Source organism: Streptomyces roseochromogenus subsp. oscitans DS 12.976, from assembly GCF_000497445.1.
In the GTDB taxonomy this organism is placed as follows: domain Bacteria; phylum Actinomycetota; class Actinomycetes; order Streptomycetales; family Streptomycetaceae; genus Streptomyces; species Streptomyces oscitans.
Map to the genome: position 1 here is coordinate 8,208,025 of NZ_CM002285.1, position 12,453 is coordinate 8,220,477.

Genomic DNA, 12,453 nt, shown 5'->3' on the forward strand with positions numbered 1-12,453 from the left:
ATCCGCACCGCGTTCCGCGCGGCGGGCGGCGCCCGGGCCGCGGTGGCCCACCTCGAACACCTCGCCGACCTCGCAGCGGAGAGCCGATGAGCGACCACAGTGGCAAGAGGGAGAAGACCGACAAGAGCAGCAAGAGCATCAAGAGTGGCAAGAGTGGCAAGGCGGTGCGCATCGCCGCCCTGCGCCCCGCCTACCAGGACGACCTGGCGACCGGCACGGACCGCTTCTTCGCCGCCCCCCGTCCCGACTGCCCCTGGTGCGGCTCGGCCCGTATCGCCGCACGCCTGCACACCACCGACCTGCTCCAGCACAAGCCCGGCCGCTTCACCCTCGACCGCTGCGCCGACTGCGGCCACACCTTCCAGAACCCTCAACTGACCGGAGAGGGACTGGAGTTCTACTACCGGGACTTCTACGACGGCCTCGGCGAGCAGCGCATGAGCGGCACCTTCGGCGGCCGTGGTGCCATGTACCGGGGCCGCGCCGAGGCGATGCTGCCGCACGACCCCGCCCCGAAGACCTGGCTGGACGTGGGCACCGGCCACGGCCACTTCTGCGCGACCGCCCGGACGGTCCTGCCCGGCACCTCCTTCGACGGGCTCGACTTCACCGACGGCGTCGAACTCGCCGCCCGCGAGGGCCGCGTGGACCACGCCTACCGCGGCGCCTTCCCGGACCTCGCCCCCGAACTCACCGCCCGCTACGACGTGGTGAGCATGTTCCACTACCTGGAGCACAGCACCGAACCGGACCGCGAACTCCGCGCCGCCCACGAGGCCGTACGCCCCGGCGGACACCTCCTCATCGAGGTGCCGGACCCGGAGAGCCGTTACGCCCGGCTGCTCGGCCGCTGGTGGCTGCCCTGGCTCCAGCCGCAGCACCTGCACTTCATGCCGGCCGCCAATCTCCGGCGGCGGCTGACCGAGCTGGGCTTCACGGTGGTCGCCGAGCAGCACGCCGAGGCACACGACCCGGTCGACCTGCTCGCCGCCGTCTGGCTGGCCCTCGACCACACCGCCCCGCGCGAGGACGCCCCCTGGCTGCCCGAACCGCCCGGCGGCCTGCGCCGCGCCGCCCGCACCGCGCTCGTCCTGGCGGGCGTACCCGCGCTGATCACGGCGACGCTCCTCGACCGTTTCGCGATCCGCCCCCTGTCCCACCGCCTCGGCCTGTCCAACGCCTACCGCCTGGTGGCCCGCCGGGAGTGACCGGGGCCCGCAGCACCTCGGCGGCTCACAGCACCTTCGCGCGGATCAGCGCCGACAGCATCAGGGTGCCCGGCAGCAGGGGCACCCAGTCGGTCAGCACCCGGTAGCCGATCACGGTCGCGGTGGCCACCGCCAGGGGGGAGCCGAAGGTGACCAGCGTCCACACCAGTGCCGCGTCGACCGCGAGCCCGCCCGGCGCGGGCACCGCCCCGACGGCCGTACCCGCCGCGAGATAGGCGAGCACGACGTGCGCCCAGGGCAGCTCCAGCCCGAGCGCGGCACCGATACAGGCGAGCGTGGTCCCCTGCAGCAGCGGCATCGCGACAGCGCCGCCCCACAGCGCGGCCACCCGGGCGGGCCGCGTGTGCACCTCCCGCGCATCCGCGAGGGCGGAGCGCAGCAGCCCGGTCACGGGCCGCCGCAACGGTCGTACGACCGTCAGCAGCACGCCCGCGACCGCGAGGGCACCGCCGACGATCGCGGCGAGCGGCACCAGCAGGCGCCCGTCCGGGACCAGCTCGCCGAGGCGCCGCCAGGCCGGCGATGTCGCGAGAAGGACCACCAGCACGACCGTCTTGGCGGAGGACTTCGCCAGCGAGTACAGCCCGATGGACGCGGTCGCACGGTCCAGCGGCACCCCGCGCGCCCGCAGAAAGCGCACGGTGACGGCATGGGCGCCGAATCCGGCGGGGAGCGTGTGGTTGGCGGCACCGGCGGCGAACTGCGAGGCCAGCAGCAGTCCCGGCGGCACCCGGTCGGGCAGGGCGCCCTGCCGTACGCAGGAGGCCGCCACCCAGTTCAGGCAGGTGAAGCCGCCCCCGGCCAGCAGCCACCAGGGATCCGCGGCGACGAGCCGCGAGACCCCCTCGTACACCGCGGGCCGGTTGGCCATCGCCCAGCCGCCGGCCAGCAGCAGCGGAGCCAGGCACAGGGCCAGCCGTACGGACCGGCCCGCCATGAAGGACGCGGGCCGGGGTGAAACCGTTCCCCGCGTGAGCGAGGAGGCCGGAGACAGGGGGAGCGAGGAGAGTGAGGACGGGGACGGTGAGGACACGGGGACGTCGTCCTTCCGCAGCGGGCCCCGCGGCGGGGACCTGGGGGAGGCGGGTCGGGCGAACAGCGAGGAGCCTTCCCCTCCCGCGTGACACCGGGATGTCCGAGAACCGAAGGGCCGAGGGCGGGACGGTGCCGCTGGGCGGACGCGCGCAATCCGCCGTTCACCGCCGACCAGGTAGCCTTCCCTTGGGACGCCCTTTACATGCGGCGCCCGCACGCAAGGACAGCGACAGGGGAGGATCCGGCGGTGCACGTCCAGGAATGGCTCGACTCGGTGCCGGCGGTCGCCGTCTACGCCATGGTGGCCCTGGTGATCGGTCTGGAGAGCCTGGGCATCCCGCTCCCGGGAGAGATCGTCCTGGTCTCGGCGGCGCTGATGTCCTCCCAGCACTCGGACATCAACCCGATCGTCCTCGGCGCGTGTGCGACCGCCGGCGCCGTGGTCGGCGACTCCATCGGCTACGCCATCGGCCGCAAGGGCGGCCGCCCGCTGCTCGCCTGGCTGGGCGGGAAGTTCCCGAGACACTTCAGCGAGGGCCATGTGGCCACCGCCGAGCGGTCCTTCGAGAAGTGGGGCATGTGGGCCGTCTTCTTCGGCCGCTTCGTCGCCCTCCTGCGCATCTTCGCCGGCCCGCTCGCGGGCGTCCTCCACATGCCGTACTGGAAGTTCCTGATCGCCAACGTCCTCGGCGGCATCTGCTGGGCGGGCGGCACCACGGCCGTCATCTACTACGTGGGCGTCGTCGCCGAGGACTGGCTGAAGAAGTTCTCCTACGTCGGCCTCGCGGCCGCGGTCCTGGTCGGCCTGGCCTCCATGCTCCTCGTCAAGCGCAAGGCGAAGAAGGCCCAGCAGCACGACGAACGAGACGCAGAACCAGTCAATGCCGGGGAGTGAGCCAGCCTAAAGGGGCCGATGCACATCCTTGTGCGCCTTCGCCAACTCGGCATACATCGTGCCCTTGAGGGTGACCCCCTGCCGCTCCTCCTCGGAGAGCGGCCGCTTGACCTTCGCCGGCACCCCCGCCACCAACGACCCCGGTGGTACCACCATCCCCTGCGGCACCAACGCCTGCGCGGCGACCAGCGAACCGGCCCCGATCACCGCACCGTTCAGCACAGTCGCCCCCATGCCGACGAGGCAGTCGTCCTCCACGGTCGCCCCGTGCACCACCGCGTTGTGCCCGATGGAAACCCGCTCGCCGATCGAAACCGGAAAACCGGGATCGGCGTGAAGCGTCACGTTGTCCTGCACATTCGCGTTCGCCCCCACGGTGATCGTCTCCACATCACCGCGCACGACCGCCCCGTACCAGACACTCGTCCCGGAGTGGAGCGAAACGTCCCCGATCACAGCGGCCGTGGGCGCGACGAACGCCTCCGGGTCGATCTGCGGCTCATGGCCCCCGATGCCCACGATCAGCGCCTGCTGCGTCATCACCGTCTCCTCGCATCCGTAGGTACCCCGCACGGTACGACACAGGGTGGGGCAAAGATCACAGCAGCCCGCCCTCTCTCCGAAGACAACCGCTGAGTAACGTGACCCCGTGCCGAAGCGCAAGAACACGTTCTCATCCTGGAGGCAGGGCCTCGCCCAGCGCGCCGTTCACGCGGCCTGGGCCTGGGTCCAGTGCACCGGCTCCGTCACCGCCGATCACCCCGGCCGCCTGACCTTCGGCGCGATCGGCGAAGCCACCCGCCTCGCCTTCCCGCTCGGTACGGTCTTCGGCGAGCCCTGGATCCACCTCGGCTCCCACTGCATCATCGGCGAGCAGGTCACGCTGACCGCCGGCCTGATGCCGGACCTGGACCTCGGCCCTGACCCGATCCTGCGCATCGGGGACGGGGTGGTCCTCGGCCGCGGCAGCCATGTCATCGCGGACACGACGGTCACCATCGGCAGCGACTGCTACTTCGGCCCGTACGTCTACGTCACCTCCACCAACCACTCCTACGACGACCCGCACCAGCCGATCGGCAAGCAGTGGCCGCGCATGGAGCCCGTGGAGATAGGCCCCGGCTGCTGGATCGGCACCGGCGCGGTGATTCTGCCGGGCGCGCGGATCGGCCGGAACGTGGTCGTCGCGGCCGGTGCGGTGGTGCGCGGCACGGTGCCCGACCACGCCGTGGTGGCCGGTGCACCCGCCCGGGTCGTGCGGCGCTGGACGCCGAAGGAGGGCTGGCAGCCGCCGTTGCGGACCCCGGCCCCGGTGCCGATCCCGGACGGGATGACCCCGGAGCAGCTGCGCGCGCTGGCCGAACTGGACGAGGACGCAGTGGCCCGCCTCGCGGAACTCGAAACCGAGAGCTGACGAAACCGGGAGCTGATGCGGCCGAGAGCTGCCGCAGCCGGAACGCGAAGCCGGAACTCGCAGCCGAAGGCGAAGCCGCACCCCGAAACCGCCGGCTGACTCCGCCGGACCTCGCAGCCGAAGTCCGGCTCAGCCGGTGGCCAACAGCAGCGTGCCGACCAGTGCGAGCCCCGCACCCGCCGCCTGCACCGCACGCAACCGCTCGCTGAGGAAGCCGCGTGCCGCCAGCGCGGTCACCACCGGATACAGCGAGGCGAGCACGGCCGCGACGGTGACCGGGCCGTGCTGGGCGGCGATCGCATAGGTGCCGTTGGCGGCCACGTCGGCGAGTCCGACGAAGGCCAGTGCGGGCAGCGAGGCCCAGGGGAAGCCGCTCTCCGGAACCGCCCGGCCGTCCCGCCGGACGGAGACGGCGAGCGCGGCCCCGCCGACCGCGACGTTCGTCAGCCGCTGGACGAACAGGGCGAGGAACAGGCCGGTGACACTGGTCGAGGCCTCGGTGATCAGGGCGAAGACCGTGCCGAAGCCCAGTGCCGCGACCAGCGTGAGCAGGATCGTCCGGCGCTGTACGGGCGCGCCGCGCAGCTGCGGACCGCCCGCGAGGACGATGCCGGTGACGGCGACCGCGATGCCCGTGACCTGGAGCAGCCCGGGCCGTTCGCCGAGAACCAGGCCCACGCCGACCGGCACGGCCACACTCAGCGTGGCGAGCGGCGAGACGACCCCCATGGGGCCGAGCGCGAGGGCCTTGTAGAAGGAGAGCAGGGCGACCGGCCCCGCCAGTCCCGCGGCGAACGCGAACCACAGGCGGGGCCCGGCCTCGCTCCACCCGCCGGTCGCGACGACGATCGCGCCCAGCACCGTCGCCGCGATGGCCTGCGAGACGACCACGACGGTCAGCGCGGGCGTACGTCGGGTCAGCAGCCCGCCGCCGAAGTCGGCCAGCCCCCACAGCAGGCTGGTGATCAGGGCGAAGAATGCGGTCACGGCCGGCCTCGCAGTACAGTTTGGTGAATGATCAGGTACACCTCACCGTAGTTCAGCTCAGTGAACTCTGTCATCCCATATATTGAACTCTCCTATTGATGGACGTGACGTGTCGGACCTCGACCTGCTGACCCAGTCCCTGGCCCGCAATGTCAAGCACTGGCGCACAGTGCGCGGCTTCACCCTGGACGTGCTCGCGGCCCGGGCCGGGGTCAGCCGCGGCATGCTCATCCAGATCGAGCAGGCCCGGACGAACCCCAGCCTCGGCACCGTCGTCAAGATCGGCGACGCGCTCGGCGTCAGCATCACCACCCTGCTCGACTACGAGCAGGCCCCCACCGTCCGCGTCGTCCCCGCCGAGCGGGCCGTACGGCTGTGGCACACCGACGCCGGCAGCTACAACCGGCTGCTGGCGGGCACGGAGGCGCCCGGTCCGCTGGAGATGTGGGACTGGCGGCTGATGCCCGGCGAGCAGAGCCCCTCCGAGCCGCACCCGGCGGGCACGGTGGAACTCGTCCACGTCACCGCCGGCGAACTGACCCTCACCGTCGACGGGGTGAAGCACCTCGTGCCGACCGGCGCCAGCGCCACGTTCGAGGCGAGCACCTCGCACACCTACGGCAACGAGGGCGACGTACCGATGGAGATGGTGATGGCCGTCTCGGTGCCGCCCGTGCGCTGAACCGGTCCGCGGCGGGCTGTTAGCGTGCGGCCATGCGCGCACCCATCGGAGACTTCGACACCGCCACCCCGGTCCCGGACTGCCTGGAGGAGCTGACCGCCCCGGTCGCCGACGCTGTACGCCACTGGCAGGGCGCGACCCCCGTGGACCGCATGCTCTACGTCGAGACCGACCCGCAGTGGGCGGACACCGCGATCTTCGTGGAGCACTACGGCCGCGATCTGCTGGAGCGGTCGGCGAACTGTGTGGTGGTCGCGGGCAAGCGGGGCGGTGAGACCACCCTCGCCGCGTGTCTGGTGCTCTCCACCACGCGCGCCGACGTCAACGGCCTCGTGCGCCGCCAACTCGGCGCGCGCAAGGCCTCGTTCGCCTCGATGGAGACGGCGACCGGCGAGACCGGCATGGAGTACGGCGGCATCACCCCGGTCGGGCTCCCCGCCGGCTGGCCGCTGCTGATCGACTCGGCCGTCGTCGATCTGCCCTACGTCCTCGTCGGCAGCGGACGCCGCCGCGGCAAGCTCCTGGTCCCCGGCAAGGCCCTCGCGGAACTACCGGGAGCCGTGGTGCTGGAGGGTCTCGGGGTCGCCTAGGCCCTGCCGTCGAACTCCCTCCCCCTGCCTTAAGGGCGTGGGAGTATCCCCCGCCCGGCGACGCCTGCACGCACCCCCCAGCGGGGGCACCCCCAGCCGCGTTGCCGAATCGCCCACGTGGCGCCGCCACGAGGCCGCTCCGGCGCCTTGCGATGGCACCGGGAGCCATCGCCGCCGCTGGGCCCGTCCTACGGGCGGACGACGGGCGGACGACGGGTGTTTGACGACAGGGCCTGGGCCAGGCCGCCAGATACGGGTCCCGCTCTCCCGCACCGGTGCCGGATCGGCGTGCACCAGGGCCGCCGTCGGCTTCGGTACGGCGTGCAGCAGGGCGTGTGAGGCCTCGACGGCGACCGCGTGCGCCTGCCGTAGCATCGCCTCGCCGTCCATCACCACCGCGAGTTCGGCCCGCAGCCGCTGCCCGATCCACCGCAGCCGCAGCTCACCCACCTCGCGCACGCCCGGCACCGCCCGTTCGGCCCGGCCCGCAAGCGCCCAATCGACGGCGTCCAGCATCCGTCGGAGCACCTACCGCGCCGCGTCCTTCGGCACCAGGAGGATCGCCCTCGTGATCGCCAACCCGGCGGCCGGGTCAGCCGGTTGCCGCCTCAGAGCCGACGCGCCCGCGCTCACCAGCACCGCCAGCGGGGTGGAGCCGTCGGTCCGGGCGTGCAGCGCGTCGGCGACGAGCGCGGCCGAGCCGATCTCGCTGCCCACCCGGATCCGGTACCGGGCTGCCCACTCGTTGCCGACGACCCCGCGGCCGCCGGCAACTGCGCGACCGGGCGCGGATCGAGCAGCCGCCCCACGGCCGCCCACGCCGCGAAGGCCGCCGAGGCGGCGATGGTCAGCACGATCACCAGCCCCGTGAGATCCTCGGCACGCCCGTAGCCGTAGGTGAACCGGAGGGTCGCCGCCCGTCGCCCCGGCCCGAAGGCGATACCGAGAGGCACGGCTGTCAGGGCGTCGGCGGCGTTGTGCGCGGAGTCCCCGAGCAGCGCCACCGACCCGGAGACAGCCACCACGGCCGACCTGCGCCAGCGGCCACCCCGAGCACGCCCAGCGGCACCCACAGCGCCCGCATCCCCGCACCGAGGCCTCCGTCGCCGGGTCCAGAGATGTGATCTACTCGCTCCCGCACGGCCATCTGCGCCGGCTGTGGACCACCACCTCGCCGAACGGCACACCGAAGATCAGTAGGCGGCCGCGGTGCCGAGGTACTGCTCGGCGAAGGCCGCCCCCGCGGCCGGCGAGGTGAACAGCCGCCGCAGCCGTGCCAGTGTCGTACCGGCGCGGAACGGGTCGCCCGACGCGACACCGTGATAGATGTCCGACAGCCACTGCGAGAACTCCTGGTAGTCCCACACCCGCCGCAGACTCGCCGCCGAGTAGCCGTCCAGGCCGCCGCCGTCGCCCCGCGTCACATACGCGGTGAGCGCGTCGCCGAGCAGGAAGGCGTCGTGCAGGGCGAGGTTCATGCCCTTCGCGGCGATGGGCGCGACCAGGTGTCCGGCGTCCCCGGCCAGGAACAGCCGCCCGTGGGTGAGCGGTTCGACGACGTAGTGGTGCATGTCCAGGACGCGTTTCTCGATCAGCCGCCCCTCGGTGAGCGGGGGCGCTCCGGCCGCGGCGAGCCGCTCGCGCAACTCGGTCCAGACCCTGTCATGGGACCAGTTCTCCGGATCGTCGCCGGGCGGGCACTGGAGGTAGAACCGGGTGACCTCGGGGCTGCGGGCCATCTGCCCGGCGAAACCGCGCGGATGGACGCCGAACAGGACGCAGTCCGTCGACGGCGGCACCTCCGCGAGCAGCGCCAGCCAGCCGATGCCGTCGTCCTGCCGCGCGATCAGCCTGCGCTCCACGGGTATCGCGTCCCGCGTCACCCCGCGCGCCCCGTCGCAGCCCGCCACGAAGTCGCAGCGCAGCAGCCGCCGTTCACCCGTCTCCGGGCAGCGGTACGACACCGCCGGCCGGTCCGAGTCCAGATCGTGCAGCGTGACCTCGCGCACGCCGAAGCGGATGTCGCCGCCGCGCACGTCGGCGTACTCCCGCACCAGGTCCGTCACCAGCAACGGCTGCGGGTAGACATAGTGATGGCTGCCCGTCAGATCGGCGTACGGGAAGCGGTACCGTTCGCCGCCGAAGCGGAACTCGCAGGCGCTGTGCAGCTCGGCGCGCTCCCGCAGCCGTGCGGCCAGTCCGCGCCGGCCGAGTTCGCGCACCGCCCATTCCTCGATGACACCGGCCCGCGGCCGCGTCTCGATGAACTGCCTGCTCTCGGTCTCCAGGACCACACAGTCGACGGAGGCGGCCCGCAGGATGTTGCCGACGGTGAGCCCGGCGGGCCCGGCGCCCACGACGACGACCGTACGGCGTTCCTCCGGCGCGGAGCCGGGGCGGGGGGAGGGGGAGATCATAGGGGAGATCACCCCCGCATTATGACGGTGTCCCGTCAGCCGCGTTCGGCCGACGGGACACCGGGGGAGAGAGCGGGGTCAGTGCGCCGGGGCGTCGGTGACCACGACCTCCTCGATGCTGCGCTCGATCGCCTCGGGCTGAGAGGCGGTCGCCTTGGCCCAGAAGTAGATGACGAGCGAGAACACCGCGACGACCAGCATGTCCCACCACAGCGGCAGGTCACCGTTACCGCCGAAGGTGCTCAGGTAGGAGATCACGCCGATGCCCACCAGGTAGGGCGGCAGCCACTGCGCGGCCTTGAAGTCCAGCCGGGGAGCGTCGGGCAGGCCCTTGCGGATCGCGTAGGCGGCGTAGGAACCGAGCAGCACGTAGCCGATCAGGATCGCGCAGCCCAGGCGCCACAGGGTGTCCCAGCCCGACCAGAAGATGATCAGGTTGGCGACCGCGAACGACAGCGGCGAGATGATGTTGCCGAAGGGCAGCTTGTACGGACGGTCGTGGTTCGGGAGCCGGTCCTTGAAGACACCGTAGGCCAGCGGAGCGCCCGCGTACATCAGCACGCTCGCCGAGGTGATGAAGCCGACCAGCGTCTGCCAGCTCGGGAACGGCGCGAAGCAGATCACACCGGTCACGAACGACATCGCCAGGCCGAACCACGGCACACCGCGCGCGTCGGTCTTGGCGAACAGCTTCGGGGCGTAGCCGTTCTTGGCCAGGCCGTAGGAGAGGCGGGAGGTGGCGGTGGTGTAGATCAGGCCGGTGCCACCGGGGGAGATGATCGCGTCGGCGTACAGCACCCAGGCCAGCCAGCCCAGGCCGACCACCGAGGCGAGACCCGCCCAGGGGCCGCTGATGCCGGCGTAGGCCAGGTTCGCCCAGCCCTTCGCGAAGGAGGCGTGCGGCAGGGCGGCGATGAACACGACCTGGAGCAGGACGTAGATCGTGGCGCCGATCGCGACCGAACCGAGCGTCGCGCGCGGCAGGTCACGCTTCGGGTTGCGGCTCTCGCCGGCCAGCTGGATCGCCTGCTCGAAGCCGAGCAGCGCGAAGATGATGCCGCTGGAGCTGATCGCGGTGAGGACGCCCTTGGCGCCGAACGGCGCGAAGCCCTCGGAGGTGAAGTTGTCCGGGTGGAAGTTGCCGATGGCGATGATGAAGATCGCCGCGAGCGGGACCGCGATCTTCCACCAGGTGGCGGCGCTGTTGGTGTGCGCCAGGACACGGACGCCCAGGAAGTTGACCGCGACGAAGACCGCCATGAGCAGGACCGCGACGACGATGCCGCTGGTCGTGAGCGTGCCATCGGTGTTCTGCAGCCCGTCGGCGAAGTGCCAGTGCTTGGCATAGCCGATCATGGCCTCGACCTCGATCGGGGCCACCGTCGCGGCCTGGAGCCAGGAGAACCAGCCGAAGGACATACCGGCCAGGCCGCCGAAGGCGTAGTGCGGGTAGCGGGCGGTACCGCCGGCCACGGGGAACATGCCGCCGAGCTCGGCGTGCACGAGCGCGAGCAGCACGATGGCCACCGCACCGATCACCCACGAGATGATCGCCGCGGGGCCCGCCGCCACGACCGCCTTCTCGGCACCGAAGAGCCAGCCGGACCCGATGATCGAGCCGACGGAGGCCCACATCAGACCGATGAGTCCGACGTCTCGGCGCAGACCACCACCGGTGTCGCTTGTGGCTACCGGTGCAGCCTGGTCGACATTCGCCATGTCAAGTGGCCTCTCAGATCGTAAACGCAGGTTTAACGGGGATGGAGCTGCCATAGGCTAGGGAGGCATTCCGTCGCGGGAAAAGACTGTTAACCAAATTTTGACCTGGGATCTTAGGTGCCTTGGGCGCACAGTCGGTCACCGTCTTGTCACAGCTCAGACGCCTACTCGGAATGTCAATATTCAGCGGCGAATTGTGAGTAGAAGGAAAGATTCGCTGAGCGTCACTCCCTCAGAAGGGGAAATTCGATGGCTGGGCAGCGGTCCATGACCATGTCCACACCCGCCGCCCGGGTCCGCTCGTAGGCGGTCTCGTCCACCACGCCGAGCTGGAACCACACCGCCCGCGCGCCCTTCGCCACGGCCTCGTCGGCCACCGCGCCGGCCAGCTCGCTGTTGACGAAGACGTCGACCACGTCGACGTCGAAGGGGATGTCCGCGAGGGAGGCGTAGCCCCGTTCGCCGTGGACCGTCTCGGCCTTGGGATGCACCGGCACGATCCGCTTGCCGTACCGCTGGAGCACCTGCGCCACCCGGTAGGCGATCCGGTTCTGGTTGGTGGACAGGCCCACCACCGCCCAGGTGTCGCCCAGCTCGTTCAGGATCCTGCGGATCGTCGCTTCGTCGCCGTACAAGGCCGCCTCCTCGGGCTGCGGGGAACTGTCTCCCCGCCAACAGCACCCCGGCGGGTCGGGATTCCCGGCTCCATGACCCCGCCACCATGTCCCGAATCGGCGCAAGGTGCCTGCGTACGGCCGTCCGCCCGCCTACGCTCAGCCCGTGCTGCGCATCCTCGACGCCCGAACCGGTCAGCCCGTCCCCGCCGCGCCCGCCCGCCGTGGCCTGACCCGCATCGAGGCCCGTGCCTCGGGCCTCGACCCGACGGCCCTGCGGGTGCTGCTCACCGCCGACCTGCTCGTCCGCGCCCTGGAACTGGGCGGCACCCCGGTCTGGACGATCCTGACCGCAGCCCACCGCCACGCCGAGCTGCGCGCGGCCGCGACAACCCTGTCCATCCGCCCTTTCGAGGACGGCCACGACCTGGCGTCGGGACTGGGCGAGGCCCAGGCGATCCACGTGACAGCCGAGGGCACGGACGTCCCCGGCGGCGGGCCGGTGGTGCGGGTTGCGCCGGTGGAGTGGACGGGGGAGCCTTCGGGGGGCTGGGGGACGGGGTGGTCTTCGGCGGGGGGCGTGGATACGTCGTCGGGTGCGGCCGGGTCGCCGGGCGGCACCGCGGAGCCCGGCGTTCCGGGCCAGACGGAGCCCGCGTCCGAGCCCGCTCCTGGGCGGCCGTCCGAGTCTGCCCCGGGGCCGGCGTCCGGGTCCGTGTCCCGGCCTGCTCCGGGTCGGGCGTCCGGGTCCGCCGTGGGCGGTGCGTCCGAGTCTGCTCCGGGTCGTGCGTCCGAGCCCGCGTCCCGGCGCGTGCCCGGCCGTACGTCCGAGCCCGCCGCTCACCCCGCCCTCCCGGCCCTGCTCGCCGAT

The 12,453-nt window shown here is 72.0% G+C and carries 11 protein-coding genes and 2 pseudogenes; 6 read left to right on the forward strand and 7 right to left on the reverse strand.

The features are described 5' to 3' along the window. Positions 1–170: 170 nt before the first annotated feature. Entirely contained in the window at positions 171–1,208 is a 1,038-nt protein-coding gene (locus M878_RS85155) for a class I SAM-dependent methyltransferase (protein WP_037731126.1), read from the forward strand. A gap of 25 nt (positions 1,209–1,233) precedes the next feature. Here M878_RS85155 and M878_RS85160 read toward each other — a convergent pair whose 3' ends face one another. Next, entirely contained in the window at positions 1,234–2,262 is a 1,029-nt protein-coding gene (locus M878_RS85160; RefSeq protein ID WP_051430148.1) for a lysylphosphatidylglycerol synthase transmembrane domain-containing protein, read from the reverse strand. Positions 2,263–2,511: 249 nt separating this feature from the next. Between M878_RS85160 and M878_RS85165 the strand changes: the two genes are divergently transcribed. Then, positions 2,512–3,159 (forward strand): DedA family protein, encoded by a 648-nt coding sequence (locus M878_RS85165; protein ID WP_023552444.1) that lies wholly within the window; start codon positions 2,512–2,514, stop codon positions 3,157–3,159. 6 nt (positions 3,160–3,165) lie between these two features. On the opposite strand, the gene M878_RS85170 is transcribed toward M878_RS85165, so the two are convergent. Then, positions 3,166–3,699, reverse strand: coding sequence for a gamma carbonic anhydrase family protein (locus M878_RS85170; protein ID WP_023552446.1), 534 nt, complete (start codon positions 3,697–3,699; stop codon positions 3,166–3,168). Between the two features lie 109 nt (positions 3,700–3,808). Between M878_RS85170 and M878_RS85175 the strand changes: the two genes are divergently transcribed. Continuing rightward, a complete protein-coding gene (locus M878_RS85175) occupies positions 3,809–4,573 on the forward strand; it encodes an acyltransferase (protein WP_023552447.1) in 765 nt (254 codons plus the stop codon). 129 nt (positions 4,574–4,702) lie between these two features. Here M878_RS85175 and M878_RS85180 read toward each other — a convergent pair whose 3' ends face one another. Continuing rightward, positions 4,703–5,560: a DMT family transporter gene (locus M878_RS85180; protein WP_023552449.1), complete on the reverse strand. Its 858-nt coding sequence runs from the start codon at positions 5,558–5,560 to the stop codon at positions 4,703–4,705. 109 nt (positions 5,561–5,669) lie between these two features. Here M878_RS85180 and M878_RS85185 point away from each other — a divergent pair, with 109 nt between their 5' ends. Together M878_RS85185 and M878_RS85190 are read left to right on the forward strand one after the other, a co-directional pair. Beyond that, the gene (locus M878_RS85185; RefSeq protein ID WP_023552451.1) at positions 5,670–6,242 is read left to right on the forward strand and encodes a helix-turn-helix domain-containing protein; all 573 of its coding nucleotides are present in this window, start codon (positions 5,670–5,672) and stop codon (positions 6,240–6,242) included. Between the two features lie 32 nt (positions 6,243–6,274). Continuing rightward, positions 6,275–6,832 (forward strand): YbaK/EbsC family protein, encoded by a 558-nt coding sequence (locus tag M878_RS85190; RefSeq protein WP_023552453.1) that lies wholly within the window; start codon positions 6,275–6,277, stop codon positions 6,830–6,832. A 244-nt stretch (positions 6,833–7,076) separates the two neighbouring features. On the opposite strand, the pseudogene M878_RS85195 reads toward M878_RS85190, so the two are convergent. The 4 genes and pseudogenes from M878_RS85195 to M878_RS85210 form a co-directional block, all read right to left on the reverse strand. Continuing rightward, positions 7,077–7,957 (reverse strand): annotated as a pseudogene (locus tag M878_RS85195) (cation diffusion facilitator family transporter); the annotation flags it as partial. 68 nt (positions 7,958–8,025) lie between these two features. Continuing rightward, positions 8,026–9,249, reverse strand: a complete 1,224-nt coding sequence (locus M878_RS85200; RefSeq protein WP_023552457.1) for a 4-hydroxybenzoate 3-monooxygenase — start codon at positions 9,247–9,249, stop codon at positions 8,026–8,028. Positions 9,250–9,327: 78 nt separating this feature from the next. Then, entirely contained in the window at positions 9,328–10,968 is a 1,641-nt protein-coding gene (locus tag M878_RS85205) for an APC family permease (protein WP_023552459.1), read from the reverse strand. A 224-nt stretch (positions 10,969–11,192) separates the two neighbouring features. Next, positions 11,193–11,603 (reverse strand): CoA-binding protein, encoded by a 411-nt coding sequence (locus M878_RS85210; protein ID WP_023552461.1) that lies wholly within the window; start codon positions 11,601–11,603, stop codon positions 11,193–11,195. A gap of 145 nt (positions 11,604–11,748) precedes the next feature. Here M878_RS85210 and M878_RS000000100485 point away from each other — a divergent pair. Then, positions 11,749–12,453 (forward strand): annotated as a pseudogene (locus M878_RS000000100485) (hypothetical protein); the annotation flags it as partial.